The organism is Aeromonas dhakensis, from assembly GCF_000820305.1.
GTDB lineage: Bacteria > Pseudomonadota > Gammaproteobacteria > Enterobacterales > Aeromonadaceae > Aeromonas > Aeromonas dhakensis.
Genome location: NZ_CDBH01000030.1, coordinates 1 through 19,426, shown reverse-complemented (window position 1 = coordinate 19,426; position 19,426 = coordinate 1). Strand labels below are relative to the sequence as shown.

General features: G+C 63.5%; 19 protein-coding genes. 9 read left to right on the top strand and 10 right to left on the bottom strand.

Translation table 11 applies throughout. From position 1 onward, the window contains the following. Positions 1-191, top strand: a 191-nt coding sequence (locus BN1143_RS22745; protein WP_231570562.1) for a hypothetical protein, incomplete at its 5' end; no start/stop codon positions are given. A gap of 145 nt (positions 192-336) precedes the next feature. Here the strand turns inward: BN1143_RS22745 and erpA are convergent. The 3 genes from erpA to clcA all read right to left on the bottom strand — a co-directional run bounded on the left by erpA (position 337) and on the right by clcA (position 2,954). Beyond that, the gene (erpA, locus tag BN1143_RS07360; RefSeq protein WP_005304404.1) at positions 337-687 is read right to left on the bottom strand and encodes an iron-sulfur cluster insertion protein ErpA; all 351 of its coding nucleotides are present in this window, start codon (positions 685-687) and stop codon (positions 337-339) included. Between the two features lie 90 nt (positions 688-777). Continuing rightward, on the bottom strand, positions 778-1,473 hold the full coding sequence (locus BN1143_RS07355; RefSeq protein ID WP_042050145.1) for a DUF6776 family protein: 696 nt from the start codon (positions 1,471-1,473) through the stop codon (positions 778-780). 86 nt (positions 1,474-1,559) lie between these two features. Beyond that, positions 1,560-2,954 carry a H(+)/Cl(-) exchange transporter ClcA gene (gene clcA / locus BN1143_RS07350; RefSeq protein WP_017787644.1) on the bottom strand — a complete coding sequence of 465 codons (1,395 nt, stop codon included), beginning with the start codon at positions 2,952-2,954 and terminating at the stop codon, positions 1,560-1,562. A gap of 224 nt (positions 2,955-3,178) precedes the next feature. Here clcA and hemL point away from each other — a divergent pair, with 224 nt between their 5' ends. Next, positions 3,179-4,465 (top strand): glutamate-1-semialdehyde 2,1-aminomutase, encoded by a 1,287-nt coding sequence (gene hemL, locus BN1143_RS07345; RefSeq protein WP_017787643.1) that lies wholly within the window; start codon positions 3,179-3,181, stop codon positions 4,463-4,465. A gap of 200 nt (positions 4,466-4,665) precedes the next feature. Then, the gene (locus BN1143_RS07340; RefSeq protein ID WP_042050144.1) at positions 4,666-5,481 is read left to right on the top strand and encodes a hypothetical protein; all 816 of its coding nucleotides are present in this window, start codon (positions 4,666-4,668) and stop codon (positions 5,479-5,481) included. A gap of 60 nt (positions 5,482-5,541) precedes the next feature. Here BN1143_RS07340 and BN1143_RS07335 read toward each other — a convergent pair whose 3' ends face one another. Further along, a complete protein-coding gene (locus tag BN1143_RS07335) occupies positions 5,542-6,444 on the bottom strand; it encodes a sulfite exporter TauE/SafE family protein (protein WP_017766317.1) in 903 nt (300 codons plus the stop codon). Positions 6,445-6,707: 263 nt separating this feature from the next. Beyond that, positions 6,708-7,424: a phosphatase PAP2 family protein gene (locus BN1143_RS07330; protein WP_042050143.1), complete on the bottom strand. Its 717-nt coding sequence runs from the start codon at positions 7,422-7,424 to the stop codon at positions 6,708-6,710. 211 nt (positions 7,425-7,635) lie between these two features. On the opposite strand from BN1143_RS07330, the gene BN1143_RS07325 reads away from it, so the two are divergent. After that, the gene (locus BN1143_RS07325; protein WP_042050142.1) at positions 7,636-8,163 is read left to right on the top strand and encodes a DUF2937 family protein; all 528 of its coding nucleotides are present in this window, start codon (positions 7,636-7,638) and stop codon (positions 8,161-8,163) included. A 65-nt stretch (positions 8,164-8,228) separates the two neighbouring features. On the opposite strand, the gene BN1143_RS07320 is transcribed toward BN1143_RS07325, so the two are convergent. Beyond that, positions 8,229-9,809, bottom strand: coding sequence for a response regulator (locus BN1143_RS07320; RefSeq protein WP_017766313.1), 1,581 nt, complete (start codon positions 9,807-9,809; stop codon positions 8,229-8,231). Positions 9,810-9,920: 111 nt separating this feature from the next. Next, the gene (locus BN1143_RS07315; RefSeq protein WP_025201199.1) at positions 9,921-10,802 is read right to left on the bottom strand and encodes a LysR family transcriptional regulator; all 882 of its coding nucleotides are present in this window, start codon (positions 10,800-10,802) and stop codon (positions 9,921-9,923) included. A gap of 156 nt (positions 10,803-10,958) precedes the next feature. On the opposite strand from BN1143_RS07315, the gene BN1143_RS07310 reads away from it, so the two are divergent. Further along, on the top strand, positions 10,959-11,357 hold the full coding sequence (locus BN1143_RS07310) for an SMR family transporter (protein WP_017787639.1): 399 nt from the start codon (positions 10,959-10,961) through the stop codon (positions 11,355-11,357). Then, positions 11,345-11,665: an SMR family transporter gene (locus tag BN1143_RS07305; protein WP_017780532.1), complete on the top strand. Its 321-nt coding sequence runs from the start codon at positions 11,345-11,347 to the stop codon at positions 11,663-11,665. The genes BN1143_RS07310 and BN1143_RS07305 overlap by 13 nt, the downstream gene beginning before the upstream one ends. Before the next feature lie 92 nt (positions 11,666-11,757). Here the strand turns inward: BN1143_RS07305 and gloA2 are convergent, their stop codons facing one another. The 3 genes from gloA2 to hrpB form a co-directional block, all read right to left on the bottom strand. Continuing rightward, complete coding sequence (gene gloA2, locus BN1143_RS07300) at positions 11,758-12,153, bottom strand: SMU1112c/YaeR family gloxylase I-like metalloprotein (protein WP_042050141.1); 396 nt, start codon at positions 12,151-12,153, stop codon at positions 11,758-11,760. Positions 12,154-12,195: 42 nt separating this feature from the next. Further along, complete coding sequence (mrcB, locus tag BN1143_RS07295; protein ID WP_042050140.1) at positions 12,196-14,517, bottom strand: penicillin-binding protein 1B; 2,322 nt, start codon at positions 14,515-14,517, stop codon at positions 12,196-12,198. Positions 14,518-14,783: 266 nt separating this feature from the next. Beyond that, positions 14,784-17,231 carry an ATP-dependent helicase HrpB gene (gene hrpB, locus BN1143_RS07290; protein ID WP_042050139.1) on the bottom strand — a complete coding sequence of 816 codons (2,448 nt, stop codon included), beginning with the start codon at positions 17,229-17,231 and terminating at the stop codon, positions 14,784-14,786. 155 nt (positions 17,232-17,386) lie between these two features. Between hrpB and thpR the strand changes: the two genes are divergently transcribed. From thpR to dksA, 3 genes are all read left to right on the top strand, one after another. Further along, positions 17,387-17,914: an RNA 2',3'-cyclic phosphodiesterase gene (gene thpR, locus BN1143_RS07285; protein WP_042050138.1), complete on the top strand. Its 528-nt coding sequence runs from the start codon at positions 17,387-17,389 to the stop codon at positions 17,912-17,914. A gap of 42 nt (positions 17,915-17,956) precedes the next feature. After that, positions 17,957-18,700 carry a DNA/RNA nuclease SfsA gene (gene sfsA, locus BN1143_RS07280; RefSeq protein WP_017780529.1) on the top strand — a complete coding sequence of 248 codons (744 nt, stop codon included), beginning with the start codon at positions 17,957-17,959 and terminating at the stop codon, positions 18,698-18,700. 119 nt (positions 18,701-18,819) lie between these two features. After that, the gene (gene dksA, locus BN1143_RS07275; protein ID WP_005304459.1) at positions 18,820-19,269 is read left to right on the top strand and encodes an RNA polymerase-binding protein DksA; all 450 of its coding nucleotides are present in this window, start codon (positions 18,820-18,822) and stop codon (positions 19,267-19,269) included. The last annotated feature ends 157 nt before the right edge of the window (positions 19,270-19,426 follow it).

Genomic DNA, 19,426 nt, shown 5'->3' with positions numbered 1-19,426 from the left:
GATTCAAATTGTTAAAGAGCAGGGTCGATAACTATAACCCTCACTGGGTTGCTTTGCAAGCCAGACCAGACGCGCACTGCGCCGTGCTGATGGAGGCGCATTATAGGGATATGATTCTCGCTGACAAGCGAAAACTCCGTGTTTTTTTGAAAAAGACGTTCAAGTGTTTAACTAACCACCAATCAGGATAAAAAGCGCCCCAACAGCAACCCAAAGGAAGCCCATCAAGGTCTCTTGAGCATTAGTTGCTGGTCCAGAGCGTCCGACTATAAGAATGGGTGCCAAAACGAAAAGGGCCCCTTGGGGCCCTTCGATATCACGGAGTATCTCTATAGATCAGATAGAGAAGCTGGAACCACAACCACAGGTGGTGGTGGCATTGGGGTTGGTCACGGTGAAGCGGGAGCCTTCCAGACCTTCGGTGTAATCCACACTGCCGCCAACCAGATACTGCAGGCTCATGGGATCGATCACCATGGTGACCCCGCTCTTCTCGACCACGGTATCCCCTTCGTTGATCTTCTCATCGAAGGTGAAACCATACTGGAAACCGGAGCAGCCACCGCCCGTGATGTACACCCGCAGCTTGAGCTCGGGATTTTCTTCTTCGGTGATCAGGGTCTTCACCTTGTTGGCTGCCGCATCCGTCATCTGGATGGGCAACGGGGCTTCTGCTACTGCACTCATTACTGACCTCACAACCGTTAAATCCACAAACATGGAAACCGCGAAATTATCCAATACCCGACCATTCAGTTCAAGTATTCACCAAGCTTCTTACTGTACGGCCGACACAGGTGCCGGTGGAGCGACCACCAGCGGCTTGATCACCTCGCCCCATTCGGCCAGCAGCTCCTGGGCCGGTTGCCGGCCATCCTTGCCGATGGTGATCCGTACCCGGTCCGGAACAAAGCCTTCCGGCAACTGCCAGTTGCCCTCCAGCAGCTGGAAGTAACGCAGTGCATAGCGCCCCTCTCCTACCTTCATTCCCAGCTCACGGCTGCCGAGGATTCTGGGCTTGTCACCCTGGCTTCCTTCCACCTTTATCTGTACCTGACCGCGGAACAGCTCGCGCTTCTTGGCGGGCTGGGTCAGCGCCAGCCGATAGTGATAACGGCCAGGGATACTGGTCTCCTGCAGGGTGAGGTTGTCGATCACCACTCCCACCTGCTCGCCGGTGGGACGCATGATCCGCTCGAAGAAAGCCAGCTGGCGCTTCTGCTCCTGCACCTGGGCTTCCTGATCCTTGAGCCCCTGTTGCAACTGCTCGAATGCTGCCTTTTGGGTAGCCAGCAGGGTCTCCTTGATGCCAAGCTCGCTCTTGAGCTGGCCAATGGCCTTGGCCTGGCGCTCCAGCGTCTCCTGCTGAACCGTCAACAGGCTGCTCTGAGCCAGCTCCTGGCGATTACCGACAAAATAGCCGATGAGCGCCCCCACCATCAGCACTGCCAACCACTTCATTATCTGGGACATAAGGCCTCTTTTGTTACTGCGCATACTGCGGCCACGCTCCCTTCACTATACGCGACACAAGCAGATTCAGGCCGGCAGACAAAGAGTTAACCGGCACTGGCGCCGCTTTCTCCCCGCTTTTGACGCGCCGCGAGCCGTAAAGTTCGCTCCAGGATCTGGGAATAGATGGGGCGGCCCCCCAACCACTGGGCCACCAGGGTCGCACCGACCGTGGTGATCATCATGGGCAGGATCAGCTGATAGTTGTCGGTCATCTCGGTCACCAGCACTATGCCGGTGATGGGCGCACGCACGGTGGCAGCAAACAGCGCCCCCATACCGGCGATGGCAAAGGCGCCCGGTTCGATGCCAAGTTCGGGGAAGGCCGAGTGGAACAGGTGACCAAACACCACCCCGAACAGGGTGCCAAGGGCCAGCGTCGGCGCAAACACCCCGCCCGGCGCACCGGAGCAGAAACAGACCAGGGTGGCCACCAACCGGATGGAGAAGATGAGGAACAGGGTGGCCATTGCATACTCCCCGCCCATCAGGTGAGGGATAAGCTCGGTGCCGCCACCGGTCACCGCCGGGGCGAACAGCGACAGCACGCCGAAGGTGCCCGCCACCAGCATGCCGATGGCCACGAAGCGATGGCGCTTGTTTTGATGCAGTGCCAGATAACCATCCTGACAGGCCAGCACCAGCTTGTTGAAGACGAACCCCAGCACCCCGAAAGCGGCCCCCATGAAGAGGAACAACCAGAGCGCCTTGAGGGCCGGCGCATCGTAGTGAGGCAAGCTGATCACGGCCCCCTGCCCCTTCATGTTCTGCAGCATCAGGGTCGCCATGATGGCGGAGATGCCCACCGCCTTGATGGCCAGAAAGGAGTAGCGAAACTGCGGTCGCATCTCCTCCATCACGAACAGGATCCCCGCCAGCGGCGCATTGAAGGCGGCGGCCAGACCGCCGGCCGCACCGGCCGCCAGCAGGGCGTGGCCGTGCTCCTTGGGCAGCCGGAAGATATCCGCCACCATTTTGCCGAGGTTGCCGCCGATCTGCACCGAGGGCCCCTCCCGCCCCAGCACCATACCGGAGCTCAAGGTGCAGATGCCACCGAAGAACTTGACCGGCAACACCCGCCACCAGCGCACCGGCCGCAGCTCGTCCATGGCGCCCTCGATCTCGGGAATGCCGGAGCCCCCCGCCTCCGGCGCAAAAGTATGGGTCAGGAAATAGCCGATCATCCCCAGCAGGGCGCTGAAACCGAAGCCGAGCAGACCGAGCTGCCACCAGGGGCGATCGGCCAGCAGATCGACACGCTGCTGCGCCAGCCAGTGGACGCCGGACTCGAACAGTCCACAGACCAGCCCGGCCAGGGTACCGACCAGTGCCGCCAACAGCAGCACCAGCAGGGGCATCTTGTCTTGATGAATGATCCGCCGCAGGACGGGGCCACGGGGAGGCGAGAGCGGTTCGGCAGAGGAGAAAGCTTGTTGCGACATGAAAAAAACCACATTCGTTTGCTGACGGAGGTGACGACATCCAGCCTGCTGCCCGGCTGCCCAGCACCGGGCCTTTCTGCTATAGTCGGCCCGTTTCATTTAACACGGGGCAGTCCTTGGCCAAGGAGTCAAGAGCGCAAGCATACTCCAGCTCCCCCCGACTGCCGAGCCGCAATCGGCCACCTGCACCTGTGTGACGACCAAAATCCCATTAAGGATGATCCATGTCAAAATCAGATCAGCTGTTTGAACAGGCCCGCCAGACCATTCCGGGCGGCGTCAACTCACCGGTCCGCGCCTTCAATGGGGTCGGCGGCACACCCCGCTTCATCGATCACGCCGATGGCGCCTACCTCTATGACGTGGACGGCCAGGCCTACGTGGATTACATCGGTTCCTGGGGCCCCATGCTGCTGGGTCACAACCACCCGGCCATCAAGGCTGCCGTCATCAAGGCTGTCGAGAAAGGGCTGAGCTACGGCGCCCCCACCGAGATCGAAGTGCTGATGGCCGAAAAGGTACGCCAGATCGTCCCCTCCATGGAGCAGGTGCGGATGGTCAACTCCGGCACCGAGGCGACCATGAGCGCCATCCGGCTGGCCCGCGGCTACACCGGCCGCGACAAGATCGTCAAATTCGAAGGCTGCTACCACGGCCACGCCGACTCCCTGCTGGTCAAGGCCGGCTCCGGCGCCCTGACCCTGGGTCAGCCCAACAGCCCGGGCGTGCCGGCCGACTTTGCCAAGCACACCCTCACCTGCGTGTTCAACGATCTGGACTCGGTGCGCGAGGCCTTCAGCCAGTACGGCAGCGAGATCGCCTGCATCATCGTCGAGCCGGTGGCCGGCAACATGAACTGCATCCCGCCGGTGCCCGGTTTCCTGGAAGGGCTGCGCACCATCTGTGACGAATTCGGCGCCCTGCTGATCCTGGACGAGGTGATGACGGGTTTTCGCGTCTCCCTGCGCGGCGCCCAGGGCCACTACAACATCGACCCGGATCTCACCACCCTCGGCAAGATCATCGGTGCCGGCATGCCGGTCGGCGCCTTCGGCGGCAAGAAGAAGGTGATGCAGCACATCGCTCCGACCGGCCCGGTCTATCAGGCAGGCACTCTCTCCGGCAACCCGGTGGCCATGGCCGCCGGCCTCACCATGCTGGATCTGCTGCTGGAGCCGGGCCTCTATGAGCAGCTGAGCGACAAGACCGCCCGGGTTGCCGAAGGGCTCAAAGCCGCCGCCGCCAAGCACGGCATCCCGCTCGCCATCAACTACGTGGGCGGCATGTTCGGCTTCTTCTTTACCGAAGAGCCAGAGATCACCCGCTATGAGCAGGTGACCCGCTGCGACATGGAGCGCTTCAAGCGCTTCTACCATCTGATGCTGGAAGAGGGCGTCTATCTGGCGCCGAGCGCCTACGAGGCGGGTTTCCTGTCGCTGGCCCACGGCGACAAGGAGATCGAACACACCCTGGCCGCCGCCGAGCGCAGCTTCGCCAAGCTGGCCGGCTAAGTAGTCGCCATCTGTCGCACAAGGGCCCTTCACGGGCCCTTTTTCATTCTCCCCTCGCCATGCCCGCTGCCGGTGCAATCTGCCCGTCGGCAACCGTGATTTGTCACCAAACGGTGCAACCCCCACCACAGTCGTTGTCATAAAGCAGGCCCACAATTTGCAGCCGTCAGCAAGACCCACCCTTTGTGAGCGAGGTAGGTATGGCGGAAATGAGCCCCATCGATGTGCTGCGACGCTATCAGGAGTACGAAGCCGAACTGGCCCCCCTGCTGCTGGGGCTGCTGACAGCGCCACCCGATTCACTCAAGGATTACCCCTTTATCCTGCATCAGGCGCCCAGCCGGGAACCGCTCGGGATCCAGCCGCCAGTGCCTGCGCCGCAAGCCCGTTTGCATCTGATAGTGAGAGGTCATGGCCGTGAACTGACCCTCTGCCTGAACCAGCTCATCGCCTGGCTGATGGGGGACAGGGAGCGGCGCCGGGCCATGCCCTGGTTCAAGGGGGTTTATGTGGTGCTGAGTCTGGCGCTGTTTCTGATCGTCGCGACGCTCATCTGGCACGGGCTGGAGCAGCTCTATCTGCTGCTGTGCGGGGCGCAGCAGAACCGGCTGGGGGCCTTCAGTGCCATCATCTTCCTGACCCTGGCGCTGGCGGTATTCGATCTGGGCAAGACCATTCTGGAAGAGGAGGTGCTGCTGCATAAGGACATCTTTCGCCACAGCGCCATTCGCCGCACCATTACCCGTTTCATCGCCGCCATTCTGATCGCGGTCTCCATCGAGGGGCTCTTGTTGCTGTTCAAGGGATCATTAGGCCAGAGCGAACTGCTCTGGCCGGCGGTGGGGGTGATGGGGTGCGCCGTGGGGCTGCTGCTGGCCCTCGGGCTCTATGTGTTTCTGGGGGCAAGGGCCGAGGCGGCGCTGGTGCAGGCTAGCCTGCGACCTCTGCCAGCCGGGGTTGTGGCGCCCGTCGCGCCGCCCGCCAAGAAGCGGGCATGGTCCAGGAGGTATAGATAACGCTAAAGGCCTGCAATCACATCAATACTCCACGGCCAGCACCGGCACGCGCCGTACTGGCTAACCAGTGACGCCTGCCAGCCGGGGTTGTGGCGCCCGCCGCGCCGCCCGCCAGGAGGCGTACATGGTCCAGGAGGTATAGATGACGATGAAGGCCACCAGCCATTTGAGCATCGCCATGTCCATGGATTTGACCAGCATGGCCGCCAGCACCACGCCGACCGGGCCGAAGATGGCCACCGCCAGCACAGCCTTGGCGTCGAAGGCACCCTTGCGGATGAAGGTGCCCGCCGAGAAGACGCTGAGCACGGCGGTGGAGCCCATCATGATGGGAAATGCCGCCAGCGGATTCATGCCGAGCAGATAGACCAGGGTCATGCAGGGGGCGAACAGGCCGATGCCCACGTTCATCAGCACACCGAAGAGGAAGTTGCCGGCGAGCGCGATCCCGAGCTTGTAACCGGTCAGCCCCATGGCATCGCCACCGAGGGGGAACAGCCCCAGCAGGCCCGCGAAGATGAGGCCAGCCACCACCAGCAGGGAGACCGCCATCACCAGCCGGATGGTCTGGCGATCGAACGAGGCGACGTGGCGCGCCCCCCAGGCCGCACCGGCAGCAGCGGCCACCATCATGCCAATGAGGGTGAGCGGATCCACCTGCACGGCGCCGATGAAGATCAGCGACTGGGTGACCGTCGGCAACACGCACTGGCCGTTGAGGGTGCCCGGCAGCAGCCGATCGTCGATCAGCTTGAACTGCTTGTAGCAGGCGGTCTTCACCGCGAAGCTGCCAACCCCCAGGGTATCGAGAAAATTGGCGACAAAACCGATGGCCGCCACCGGCCAGAAGGGGGTCGACTCCAGCGCACCCTGTTGCCGCTTGTGCCACCAGGCCCGTACCAGCATGAAGATGAACGCCAGCGCACAGATGATGAATATCAGGCGCAAAAGATTAATTAACATACAGAGTTCTCCAGCAACGGGCGGCGATTCTAAGGCAGCAAAAATAAAAAATCTTGGCCCTGATCAAGCATTCAGCCCATGCAAACGATTCCTTGGAGAAACTCTTGTTAGGCACGCCCGAACGAATCTGCTAATACTTCTCTATGAGGGCCAGCAGGCCTGGGGCCGTCGGTGGTAGTCATGGTCATTTCGCGACGACCACAGTCACCGGCGGGAAGTAGACAAAAAGAAGGCCGGTATGCACCGACCTTCTTTTTTTATTGCTAACTCGCCGGTGTTTTACCCGCCAGCCACTGCCAGCCCGGCAGGCGTGGCAGCCGCTGGGCGATCCAGCCGACCAGCGCATCCGACAGCCCGGTCGACAGCAGCAGCGGCAGGCAGAGCAGGGTCAAGGAGAGGGCGCCGACATAGACATCCGTCAGCCAGTGGGCGCCGGAGAGGATGCGGGGCGCCGAGAACAGCGGCACCATCAGCAGCGCCGTCACCCCGGCCCAGCGTGGCAGATAGCGCAGGGCAAAACCGGCGAAGATCATCAGGAACAGGGCGTGATCGCCGGGGAAGCTGTCGCTGGACGAATCCTTGGTCGGGATCCCGCTGAGCTGGGTGACCCGCAGTGCATCCGCCACCATCAGGGTCGGGCTGGGCCGGCTGACCGGCAGCAGATGACCAAACTGGTTGATCACTAGGGCCCCCAGCAACATGACACACCCCATGGCCACCAACCGGCGACGCCCCTGCTCGTCCGCACGCCAGAAGCAGCGGGAGAGGATAAGCCCCATGCAGGAGAGCACCGCCAGATCGAACAACCGGTTGTTGGTCACCGCCACCAGATCGGCCCACCATTGGGCCTGACCCAGCCAGCCATTGACCAGATGGAAGACAACGAGATCCCACTGATCCCAGGGGCCGTGCTCAGGCAGAGCGGCCCAGCTGACGGCGATGAGACCACCCAACAGATAACAGGGTATAAATTTGCGCATACGGACTCTCCTCCCCGAAAAATGGGGCCGTATTTTAGAACATAAGAAGCGTGACGTGAATCACGCAAATGAGGGGGGAAGCAAAGTTCATGGGGAAAACAGAGCGGCAGATGGGGTTCCGTTTAAGCCCTTTTTGAAATGCTCCGATCCAGATGGCGGGCTTGGCCGTCCCCGACCTTGCGGCTAGTATGGAGCTCTTCCCTTTCGCGAGATGAACAGCAATATGCGCAGCTACCTCAGGATGATGCTGTTTGCCCTTGGCCTGCTGGCCGGTGTGCAGATCCCGGGTCTGATCGACCTCTACTACCAGCGGCTGGATGCCCGGCTGCAACAGGCCAGCCTCAGCCTTGCCCCCTTTCAGGAGACGGCAGACCAGCACTTCGACGGCGATCTGACGGCCCTGGTCAACCACTACCGCACCAACCCGGATCCGGTCTTCGCCAAGGATGCGGCCAGCCTGCAGCTGCTGGTCAGCCAGCGTCAGACCCTGCAGCAGGAGAGCGTCTACAAGAACGCCCCTTGGTACCGGCAGCTCTCCCACCTGCTGCTGCGTGCCGAGCCCCAACTCTGGCAGGATACCCTACAAAACTACAGCTATGTGGTACCGCTCAAGCAGGCCGCCATCGTCTGCGGCATGGCGGCGGGGTTGCTCTCGGCCCTTGTCGGCGATCTGCTGCTCGGCCTCCTGCTGCTGCCGTTTCGCCAGCGCCAGCCCAGGGTACGCTACGGCCAGCGCTGATCCCTCAGCCAGACCCCGCCAACAACAAGGGGGCCCGCGGCCCCCTTGTTGTCTCTTGCTCTCCCCTACAGCTCGTAGGGCAAGCGCGATTCGCTGACCAGCCGGTTGAGCGCCTTCACCACCTCGGGATCGAACTGACTGCCTGAGCGCGACATGATGTACTCCATGGTCTGGGCCAGCGACCAGGGCTCCTTGTAGGGGCGTTTGCTGAGCAGGGCGTCGAACACGTCGACCACCGCCACGATGCGGGCCGACAGCGGGATCTGCTCGCCGGCCAGCTGCTCCGGATAACCCTTGCCATCGAAGTGCTCATGATGGCCGCGGGCGATCTCGGCCCCCAGCGACAGATAGCTGGTCCCCTCCACCATCTCCCCCGCCTTGTGCAATATGCTGGCGCCGATGTCCGCATGCTGCTCCATGATGGCCCGCTCGTCCGGCTCGAACCGCCCAGGCTTGTGCAGGATGTGGTCCGGCGTGCCCACCTTGCCCACGTCGTGCAGTATGCTGGCCATGCCGATCATGTCGACGAAGCCGGGGGTCAGCTCGTCGGGATAGGCCCCCGCCTGTTGCAGCTCGGCCACGATGGCATCGGAGAGCTTCTGCACCCGCAGCACGTGATCGCCGGTATCCGAATCGCGAAACTCCGCCAGCGCCGCCAGCGCCACCACGGTTGCCTCCTGGGCGCGCAGCAGCTGGTTGTAGAGATAGAGGTTGTCGTATGCCGCCGAGATGCGCTGACAGAACACGTCCAGCAGATCGCACTCGAGCGGGTCGAGCGGCTGGGTAGGGGTGAAGTTGAGCACGAACTCGCGCCCGTTCTGGGCCGCGATGTAGAGCGCATCCTGGGGATGCTCGAAGCGGTTGCAGCGATTGGCCAGCGCACTCATCACAGAGTCATGCAGAGCCGGGAAGGTAGTGAGCGGCACATCACTCAGCAGGGATTCATAGTCGCCGGTAGCGGCCAGGATCTCCAGCTCCTGCGAGCCGGGTCGGCGCTCGGCGCAGATGGCACCCTCGGTACCCACATCGAGAATGGCGCTGATCTGCTTGAGCACCCCGGAGGCAAACTCCCGCAGCGAATGCAGGTGATAGAGATCCCCTGCCCCCTCCAGTATCTTGCCGAGCCCCTGCCGGCTCTTGTCGATGGCGCAGAGGGTCTCGTAGGAGCGCAAGGAGGCGATGACGGTGGTGTAGAGCTTCTGCACCGTCAGCTCGGTCTTGGTCTTGTAGTCGTTGATGTCGTAATCGAGGATCACCCGCTGCTCGGGGGCCTGCCCGGGCTGGCCGGTGCGCAGCACGATGCGGACCAGGCCGTTCTTCATCTCGTTGCGGATCTGGTGCACCAGCCGCAGGCCGGCGTCCTCGGTCTCCATTACCACGTCGAGCAGGATCAGGGCGATGCGCGGGTTGGCTTGCAGCATGCGGGCAGCCTCGGCACCGCTGTAGGCGTTGAGCAGGGCTAGCGGGCGGGATTTGTACTGAATGTTGGAGAGTGCCAGCCGGGTGGCATGATGAATGTCCGGTTCGTCATCGACGATCAGCACCTGCCAGGGGTTAGCCATCCTGGTCACCACGGCCTCATCGTCATCCAGCTCGATGATATCGTCATCCAGCCAGATCTCGTCCTTGTCTTGGGCACTGCTCATATCGTTCACGCCTCCAGGCGCTGCATGAGGGTACAGACAGTATGTACCATCAGGCCGCGATGGATCACAAGCCCCGCGCGATCCGCCTGCCACCATCCATGAACAGATGACTCACTCGAACGGTTCGAGATAGGCCTGGATCGCCTTGCGCAGCCAGGCCAGCACCCTGCCATGATAGGCATTTTCCGATAGATAGACGCCGTAGTCCCGCCACTGCAGGCTGAACTTGTGCTTGAGGGTGAGCAGGGAGCCTTGGCGCAGCTGACTCTGGATCAGCGGCGACGGCAGCACGGCCCAACCGAGGCCGTCGATCACCGCATCGCGCATCAGCTCGAAACTCGACAGCCCGATGTGGTGGCCGCCGATGGGCAGCAGGCTCTTGACCGAGAATTCATCCACGTAGGAGAGGGTGACCTGGGTATGGCCGGTCAGATCCTGCTGCAGTACCCGCTTCAGGCTGGCCAGCGGATGGCTCGGCGCCACCACCATCAGGGTGCGGATCGGGTTGAGCACCTCGATGTTGAGACCGCTGCGCTCCTGCTCCTCGGTGATGAGGCCGAAAGCGGCGTCGACAAACCCCTCCTCCACCAGGGCGGGCAGCTCGGGCGGCGAGGCCAGCACCAGCGAGATGCTGGTGCCGGGAAACCGGTGACGCAGCTGGCCCAGCATCTCCCGCCACACCGCTTCGGGAATGGCGTCGTCCCGCGCCACCCGCAGCGCCACCTCGGCGCCGGAGGCGTAGTGCTCGCACTTGAGCTTGAGGCTGTTGGCCGCCTGCAGCAGCCGCTTGCAGTCGTCCAGCACCTGCTCGCCAATCTCGGTCAACCGACTCTGGTTGGCCCCTCGTTCAAAAAGTTCGACGCCAAGCTCCACCTCCAGCGCCGCTATCGCCGTACTGACCGCGCTGCGACTCTTGCCAAGCCGGCGCGCCGTGTTGGCGATAGAGCCGCTACTGGCTGATTCCACAAAGAGTTGTATCTGGTAGAGCTTCATGATTCGGGTCGAGAGCTGGGTATCCGATATTCACCTTACCTCGCCCGCTTCTGCCAAGGCAAACCGTCAGCGTCTGAATTGTCGACGCTCAGCGATTCCAGCCTCCCGCCGGGTGGCGGCTATCATGGCCCCGTCGCAGCAACAAAAGGACATTTTATGTTATTCAATCGCATGCTCCTGGCCCGCATCTTCCTGACGGGCGCCATCCTGACTGAGGTAGCCGGCACCTCCAGCATGGCCATGATCCCGGAGAACGAAGCCGGCTGGCTCAACTACCTGCCCATGTGGCTGCTCATCTCCTTCTCCTACCTGTTGTTGGCCAAAGCCGCCAAAACAATCTCCATTGGCATTGCCTTCGCGCTCTGGGAGGGGCTGGGGATCGCGCTGATCACCGTCGTCTCCGTGCTGTTCCTCGACTACCAGCTGAATGCTCAGGAGTTGATCGGACTGGCGCTGGCCATAGTGGGGATTGTTCTGGTGACGATGGGCGAGCGCCACGATGAACCGGCCGTTCGCACACCCCGTGCCAACGAGGAGGCCGTATGCACCCGCTGATGATAGTACTGGGCGCGGCCTTGCTGGATATCGGCGCCAACATGGCGATCAACCGTTCGGTCGGTTTTCGTCACAAGGGGTGGGGATTCCTCGGCATCCTGCTGGTGCTGTGTGCCTTCACCCTGCTGTCGGAAGCGGTCAGCACCGGCAAGATCGATCTTGCCGTGGCCTACGCCACCTGGGGCGCCATCGGCATCCTAGGCACCGCCCTCGGCGGCCTGCTGCTGTTTGGCGAGCGACTCAAGCCCATCGGCTGGATCGGCATGCTGGTGATGGCCGTCGCGGTCACCCTGCTCACCACCGCCTGATCCCGAGAATGCATCCATGAAAAGCAGCCGCCAGGTACACCGGGCGGCTGCTTGTTTTTGGGCATGATTTCATGACGGCGAGCGCCTCGTCACTAGGCTTCGTACAGCTCCAGCGGCAGGCCGTCGGGGTCGGCGAAGAAGGTAAAACGGCGGCCGGTCAGCTCGTCCACCCGCACCGGCTCCACCTCGACGCCATGGCCCTGTAGATGGGCGATGACCCGGTCGAGATCCGAGACCCGAAAGGCCAGATGGCGCAAACCGCACGCCTCCGGCCGGGAGGGGCGCGGCGGCGGCGCCGGAAAGCTGAACAGCTCCAGCTGGCTGCCGTCCGGCAGCGCCAGATCCAGCTTCCACGACTGGCGCTCGGCCCGCAGCGTCTCGGCGATGATGGGCAGCCCCAGCACCTGGTGGTAGAAGTGGCGCGAGCGCGCATAGTCGCTGGCGATGATGGCCACGTGGTGGATGGCATCAAACAGAGGATGTGACATGAGCACTCCGGGCAGACGGGCAGCCAGGGCTGCCCGCCGCGGTCAGTTGAAGAAACCGTTGAACCAGTTGTCCAGCGCATTGACCGGGCTGGACACCGGAGTGGCACAGCTCATGGGCTCGGCCAGCCCGGCCAGCTTGGCCGGCACCTGCAGACTGCCGGGGCAGTCGCTGGCAACCCGGGCGCCGCTGGCGCGGGAAAAGCTGGCCCAGCTCACCCCCTGCGGCATGTTCATGGCCAGGCTGTTGACCCCGCGCTGGCTCATGTAACCGCTGAACAGCTGCAGGGCGCCGCTGGCACCGGTCAGCCCGGCCGGGGTGTTGTCGTCGCGGCCAACCCAGATGCTGACCAGCTCGTTGTTGTCGAGGCCGGTGAACCAGGAGTCGCGCAGCTCGTTGGTGGTACCCGTCTTGGCCGCCATGGTGGCACCGGGGAACTTGGCACCGAGCGCCCGCGCCGTGCCCTGGCTCACCGTCTTGGTCATCGCGAACAGGGTCAGCCAGCTGGCCTGCTCGTCGGTCACCCGCTTGGCCGCTTCGTCATGCTGATAGAGCGTGCTGCCGTCGCTGTTGACCACGGCCCGGATCGCCGACAGCGGCTGGGTCAGCCCCTGGTTGGCGATGGGCAGGTACATCTGGTTCACCTCCATCGGCGAGAGGGCCACCGCCCCCAGCACCAGGGACGGATAGGGCTGGATCTCCTGCTCCACCCCCAGCTTGTGCAGGGTGTCCACCACCTTGTCCAGCCCCACCTGCAGCCCCAGATTGACGGTCGGCACGTTGAGGGAGCTGGCCAGCGCATCCATCAGCGGCACGCTCTGACGGAACTTGCGGTCGTAGTTTTGCGGGGTCCAGATCTGGCCATCCTTGCCGCGAATGCGGATCGGCTGATCCTTGAGCGGCGTGCCCAAAGTCAGGCCGTTGGAGAGGCCGGTCAGGTAGACCGCCGGCTTGACCAGCGAGCCTATCTGACGGCGGGCATCCAGCGCCCGGTTGAAGCCGGCGTAGCGCGGATCCCGCCCCCCCACCATGGCCACCACCTCGCCCTTGTGCCAGTCGGAGACCACCATGGCTGCCTCCAGCTTCTTCTTGCCACGCTGCTTCTCGATGGTGGCCAGACCCGACTCCACTGCCTGCTCGGCGGCGTGCTGGGCGATGGGATCCAGGCTGGTGAAGATCTTGAGGCCGGACTGCTTGAGCAGATCCGGGCCGAAGCGGCTCTGGATCTCCCGCTTGAGCAGCCCCATGAAGGCCGGGGTGCGGCCATAGCTCATCTGGCCGCGGGTAATGATGCCGAGCGGCTGCTTGCTGGCCAGTTCATACTCGGCCGGCTGCAGGCTGCCGTGATCCATCAGCAGCTTGAGCACCAGATCACGGCGCGCCTTGGCCCGCTCCGGGAAGCGCCAGGGATCGTAATAGGAGGGGCCCTTCACCATGCCCACCAGCAGGGCCACCTGATCGATGTCCAGCTCGTTGACCGGAATGCCGAAGTAGAAGTAGGAGGCGAGCCCGAAGCCATAGACCCCCTGGGAGAAGTTCTGCCCCAGATAGACCTCGTTGAGGTAGGCCTCCAGGATCTCGTCCTTGCTGTAGCGGTAGTCGATGAGCACCGCCATGTAGGCTTCCTGCGCCTTGCGCCACAGGCTGCGTTCCCGGGTCAGGAAGAAGTTCTTGGCCAGCTGCTGGGTCAGGGTACTGCCGCCCTGCACGGTGCGCCCCGCCAGCAGGTTGGCCGCCATGGCGCGCATGATGGCCACCGGCGAGACGCCACCGTGCTGGTAGAAGTCCCGATCCTCGGTGGTGAGCAATGTGATCAGCAGGCTGTCCGGCACCTCGGCGAGGCGCACCAGCAGGCGATCCTCCCGATCCTCGGTGTTGAGGCGATCGAGCAGCACCGGGTCCATCTGGGCGTAACCGAGCTGACGCTGATTCTCCAGCGACTGGATCCCCTCCAGCCGCGCGCCGTTGAAGGTGAGGCGCAGGCCGCGGGCGGCATCGGCCCCGTCATGGAAGGCAAACGGCCGGCGAACAAGCTCGATACGGTTGCCGCTCACCGCATACTCGCCCGGGGAGTGGGGCTGGCGCACCTGCTTGTAGCTCAGCATGTTGAGCTCACGCAGCATCTGGGTCTGGGAGAGACGCTGGCTGGGATAGAGCTCCAGCGGCCGGCTGTAGACCATCACTGGCAACTGCCACTTCTCGCCGTCGAAGCGTTCACGCACCTTGGTATCGAGGTAGATGCCAAACACCACCATGAAGGCCGCTCCCACCAGGGAGAGCTTGAAGCCCAGCCAGAACAGCGTGCGCCAGATGGTGCGTTTGGGCGCCACCTTCTTGGGAGTGCGCTTGCGTCGTTGCGTTGCCATAAATCCTCTTTGCTTCTCTTTCTACTTATGTTGTCGCATTCGCGAACGTCCGATCGGGCCTGACCAATCGAACCGGGATCCTGAGTTTCATTTCGCCAGACATTAGCCGGACAAATGGCTGCCCCTCACCCCCCCTTCTCCCATCTCGTTGAAAAAGGCAGAGGAAAAGGGCGCAAACACCAAGCTCTATCGGTTCCCTCTCTCTGGGAGAGCGTCAGGGTGAGGGGCGTCTGCTGGCGTTGGGCTTCGCCATGCCCGGCAGCAATCTACAACCCCATCTTCTTCTTGGTGACTCTGGTCGGCATCGCTTCCAGCGGGTTGTCCGGCCAGTAGTGGCGGGGGTAGCGTCCCTTCATCTCTTTTTTCACCAGCTCGTAGGAGCCGGCCCAGAAGGCGGCCAGATCGGCGGTGATCTGCAGCGGCCGCTGGGCCGGGGAGAGCAGCTCCACCACCAGCGCCACCCGGCCGTCGGCCACGCACGGAGTCGTGGCCTGACCGAACATCTCCTGAATGCGCACCGGGATCACCGGCGCCTGACCAGGCTGATAGCGGATCCGCACCCGGCTGCCGGTCGGCGCGGTGAAGTGGCCGGGCAGCGCCTCGTCCAGCCGTCTTGGCAGGGGCCAGGGCAGAGACTGGCGCAGGATGTCGGCAAGGTCGAGCTTTTTCAATTGCTCCAGCCGGGTCATGCCGCTCACCGCCGGCAGCAGCCACAGCTCGAGATTGGCCAGCAGGCTCGCCTCGTCCATGGCCGGCCACCCTTCGTCAGGCAGCCAGTCGGCGGCGCAGCGCAAGCGGGCCAGCAGCCCCTCGCTGGTGTCATCCCAGGGCAGCACATGCAGCCCCTTGCGGCGGATCCCCTGCAACAGGCAGCGCCCCTTCTGTTCATCGGAGAGATCCGTCAGCGGTCGCTGGCTCAGCACCAGCTCGCCGAGCACCTGCTGGCGTTCGGCCCGCACCCGCTCCTCGCGCTCGTCCCAGTCGAACCACTGGCGCTCGCTCACCAGCTCAGGCAACTGGCGCACCAGCTCATCCAGCTCCACCGGCTCGGCGATGAAGATGCGGCTGCCGCGCTCGTTCTGGCCCATCTCGATGGCAATGAGCGACCCCTGCCCCTGACAGGGGTGACCTTCTACCAGATCGCAGCTCACCCCGCCACTGAGCTGATAACGGCTGCCGCTGCGCAGCTTGCCGATGCGATCAGGCCAGGCGAGGGCACACAGCAGCCCCAGCCATTGCCCTTGGGCACTGGCGGGGCGAGCGCCGAGCCGCTCGAACCAGCGGGCCGCCCCCTGGCGCAGGGCCCCCTGGCGACGGTGGAACAACACTGCGAGGCGCTCCGATCCTCGCAGATCTTCTTCCAGCAGCGCCACCAGGAAAGCCGCATCGGCGACAATCCCTGTCAGACCCTCGGCCTCCAGCTCGCGCGCACACAGCAGCATGCGGGCAAGCCGGGGATGGGTACCGAAGGCCGCCATGGCGCGGCCGGCCGGAGTAAGTTGTTGCTCACCCTCCGGCTTCATGGCGCCGAGGGCCACCAGCAGTCGCTGGGCGCTGGCCACGGCGGCGGCCGGCGGCATGTCCAGCAGCGGCAGATCTTCGACCTTGGCCCCCCACTGGGCGGCGTCCAGCAGCAGGCCGGTCAGCTCCTGGGTGAGGATGTCGGGCGGGCTCTGCTCGGCAAGGCGTTCCTGCACCTCGCTGCTCCAAAGCCGGTAGCAGACGCCGGGGCCGAGACGCCCCGCGCGGCCTGCCCGCTGGGTGGCGGAGGCTTTGGCAATGGGCCGGGTCTCCAGCCGGGTGACGCCACTCTTGAGGTCGAAGGAAGCGCGCCGCTCCAGCCCGCTGTCGACCACCACTGAGATCCCCTCGATGGTGAGGGAGGTCTCCGCCACATTGGTGGTGAGCACCAGCTTACGGCGCCCAGCAGGCGCAGGCTCGATGGCCGCCTGCTGGGCCGCCATGTCGAGACGGCCGTAGAGGGGGGCGAGGGTCACCTCATCCGGCAGTCGGCCCTCCAGCCACTGCACCAGCCGCTCGATCTCCCCCTGGCCCGGCAGAAACACCAGCAGGCTGCCGGCGTGGGCGGCCAGCGCCTCCAGCACCACGGCGCCGACCTGGGGCTCCAGCCACTGCTGGCGATTGGCGGGGCGGTAGTGGTAGTCGATGGGAAAACCGCGCCCCTCCGATCGAACCACAGGTGCCTCCGGCAGCAGCGCCTCCAGCGCCATGCCGTCCAGGGTGGCGGACATCACCAAGAGCTTGAGGTCATCGCGCAATCCCTGCTGGCTCTCGATGGCGAAGGCCAGCGCGGTGTCGGCGTGCAGGCTCCGCTCGTGGAACTCATCGAAGATGACCAGGGAGACGCCGGTGAGCTCGGGATCCTGCTGCAACATCCGGGTCAGCACCCCTTCGGTAACGATCTCGAGCCGGGTCTGGCTGCTGGTGCGGCTCTCGCCGCGTACCCGCAGGCCGATGCGCTCGCCCACCCTCTCCCCGAGCTGGCGCGCCAGAAAGCCCGCGATATTGCGCGCCGCCAGGCGTCTGGGTTCCAGCATGATGATGCGACCGGGCAGCCGGTGCTGGCGCACCAGCTCCAGCGGCAGCAGGGTCGATTTGCCCGCGCCGGGGGGCGCCTGCAGGATCACGCTGGCATGGTTGTCGATGGCGGCAAAGAGTGCGGGCAGCACCGACACTATGGGGAGGGAAGACAAAGGGATCAGCACCTTCTTGTTGCAAGCCGTAAAACGGCGCCTATTCTGCCACAGCCTGCCCGGCCACCGTGAGTGGATGTCGGCCGGCGAGACAGGAGCGGATGGCTGCCATAGAATGGGCCACCCGTCCGCATCAAAGAGGCACCCTCACCCGAATGGCCAAACTCTTCTTTGCCCTGCCCGCCGAGGCGCTGGCCGCCGATATCGTCGCCTGGCGCGATCAACTGCCCTGGCCGGGCCAGTCGGTCCCCGCCGCCAACCTCCACCTGACGCTGGCCTTCCTCGGCGAAGCGGACGAGGCCACCACCGCACAGCTGATGGCCGCCGTCGAGCGCCAGCACTGTCCGCCGCTTACCATAGCGCTCAATGAAACCGGCTGGTTCGGCCGTGCCAAGGCCGCCTGGATTGGCCCGAGAGAGTGGCCCAACGAGCTGACCGTGCTGGCCAGGGCGCTGCGTCGCCACGGCGAGAAGCTGGGGCTTGGCAACGGCGAGCAGGGCTATCGCCCCCACGTCACCCTGTCGCGCAAGGCGAGCGAACCGCCGGCGCTGCTGCCCGCCCCCGACTTTGTGCTGCGGGCCGACCGATTCTGCCTCTATCAATCCCTCTTCACCCCGGACGGGGTACGCTACGAGCCCCTCGCCTGCTGGCCGCTGCGGGCCAGAGAGAAGATGGCATCCTGACCGGCTGCCATGCCCAGACTCATCGATTAAGAGAGCCATACCATGATCTTCGATCCCCCCCTGCAATCCGGGCAGCTGGTCGCCCGCTACAAGCGCTTCCTGACCGACGTGCGGCTCGACAACGGCGAGGTGATCACCATCCACTGCGCCAATACCGGCGCCATGACCGGCTGCGCCGAGCCGGGTACCCGGGTCTGGTACTCCACATCAAGCAACCCCAAGCGCAAGCTGCCCCACAGCTGGGAGATCGCCGAGAGCCCGGCCGGTCACTTCATCTGCGTCAACACGGCCCGCGCCAACCAGCTGGCCCGGGAGCTGATCGAGCAGGATGCCCTCGCCCCGCTGCGCGGCTATGCCCGGCTGCGCACCGAGGTGAAATACGGCGAAGAGAACAGTCGCATCGATCTGCTGCTGGAAGATGACCACCTGCCTGCCTGTTATATCGAGGTGAAATCGGTGACCCTGCTCGACGAGCGGGAGCAAGCCGGCATGGGCTACTTCCCCGATGCGGTAACCACCCGTGGCGCCAAGCACTTGCGTGAATTAATGGCCATGAAGGCGGCAGGGCACAGAGCCGTGCTGTTATTTATGGTTTTGCACTCAGGAATCGTGAGAATGCGCCCGGCAGCGCATATAGATCCGCACTATAGTCTGCTTATTGAGCAAGCAATTGCGGCAGGGGTTGAAATTTTATGCTATCGACCCCATGTTGGGGTGCAGAGCATGGTGGCACAAGATTTTATCCCGTTTGAATCTTGTCACCTGCTACCCGAGGGCAGCGAATAAATGTTGGAGTGGGTAACATTATTGGTACGGCTTGTTTGCCTCCAAGTTACCCTTCTGCTATAGATGTCGCCCTCAATTTATGGATGGCACGGGTAGCGTGCTGAATTAGGAGACAGGGCATGCCAACAGGCGAAAACAGGAAATCTCTGGGCCCCCTGGCCATTGCGGGTGTGGCGCCTTACCAGGAAAAACCGGGTGAGGAGTACATGAATGACCAACAAAAGGCACATTTTCGCAAGATCCTGGGAGCCTGGCGCAACCAACTGATGCAGGAAGTTGACCGCACCGTTGACCACATGAAGGATGAGGCTGCCAACTTTCCGGATCCAGTGGATCGCGCCGCGCAGGAAGAAGAGTTCGCGCTGGAACTGCGTACCCGCGACCGCGAGCGCAAGCTGATCAAGAAGATCGAGAAGACCTTGCTGCTGCTCGAAGACGACGACTTCGGTTACTGCGAACACTGCGGCATCGAGATTGGCATCCGCCGTCTGGAAGCCCGTCCGACCGCCGACCTCTGCGTTGACTGCAAGACGCTGGCCGAGATCAAGGAAAAACAGATGGCCGGTTGATACCGACCTCTGGCATGACACAAAAAAGGGAGCTCGCGGGCTCCCTTTTTTATTGAGCTTTTGGCCGGGTCGTCCCAGAATGCTGCCTCAATGCCTTTTTTATCCGAATGACCATGTCCGTGAATGCCACCCCGTCATCCCCGCCCCTCCCTTATAT

What these genes read in the sequence shown, in the direction of transcription:
- erpA (WP_005304404.1), bottom strand. Translation starts at nt 687, where the DNA reads ATGAGTGCAGTAGCAGAAGCCCCGTTGCCCATCCAGATGACGGATGCG.
- BN1143_RS07355 (WP_042050145.1), bottom strand. Translation starts at nt 1,473, where the DNA reads ATGTCCCAGATAATGAAGTGGTTGGCAGTGCTGATGGTGGGGGCGCTC.
- clcA (WP_017787644.1), bottom strand. Translation starts at nt 2,954, where the DNA reads ATGTCGCAACAAGCTTTCTCCTCTGCCGAACCGCTCTCGCCTCCCCGT.
- hemL (WP_017787643.1), top strand. Translation starts at nt 3,179, where the DNA reads ATGTCAAAATCAGATCAGCTGTTTGAACAGGCCCGCCAGACCATTCCG.
- BN1143_RS07340 (WP_042050144.1), top strand. Translation starts at nt 4,666, where the DNA reads ATGGCGGAAATGAGCCCCATCGATGTGCTGCGACGCTATCAGGAGTAC.
- BN1143_RS07335 (WP_017766317.1), bottom strand. Translation starts at nt 6,444, where the DNA reads ATGTTAATTAATCTTTTGCGCCTGATATTCATCATCTGTGCGCTGGCG.
- BN1143_RS07330 (WP_042050143.1), bottom strand. Translation starts at nt 7,424, where the DNA reads ATGCGCAAATTTATACCCTGTTATCTGTTGGGTGGTCTCATCGCCGTC.
- BN1143_RS07325 (WP_042050142.1), top strand. Translation starts at nt 7,636, where the DNA reads ATGAACAGCAATATGCGCAGCTACCTCAGGATGATGCTGTTTGCCCTT.
- BN1143_RS07320 (WP_017766313.1), bottom strand. Translation starts at nt 9,809, where the DNA reads ATGAGCAGTGCCCAAGACAAGGACGAGATCTGGCTGGATGACGATATC.
- BN1143_RS07315 (WP_025201199.1), bottom strand. Translation starts at nt 10,802, where the DNA reads ATGAAGCTCTACCAGATACAACTCTTTGTGGAATCAGCCAGTAGCGGC.
- BN1143_RS07310 (WP_017787639.1), top strand. Translation starts at nt 10,959, where the DNA reads ATGTTATTCAATCGCATGCTCCTGGCCCGCATCTTCCTGACGGGCGCC.
- BN1143_RS07305 (WP_017780532.1), top strand. Translation starts at nt 11,345, where the DNA reads ATGCACCCGCTGATGATAGTACTGGGCGCGGCCTTGCTGGATATCGGC.
- gloA2 (WP_042050141.1), bottom strand. Translation starts at nt 12,153, where the DNA reads ATGTCACATCCTCTGTTTGATGCCATCCACCACGTGGCCATCATCGCC.
- mrcB (WP_042050140.1), bottom strand. Translation starts at nt 14,517, where the DNA reads ATGGCAACGCAACGACGCAAGCGCACTCCCAAGAAGGTGGCGCCCAAA.
- thpR (WP_042050138.1), top strand. Translation starts at nt 17,387, where the DNA reads ATGGCCAAACTCTTCTTTGCCCTGCCCGCCGAGGCGCTGGCCGCCGAT.
- sfsA (WP_017780529.1), top strand. Translation starts at nt 17,957, where the DNA reads ATGATCTTCGATCCCCCCCTGCAATCCGGGCAGCTGGTCGCCCGCTAC.
- dksA (WP_005304459.1), top strand. Translation starts at nt 18,820, where the DNA reads ATGCCAACAGGCGAAAACAGGAAATCTCTGGGCCCCCTGGCCATTGCG.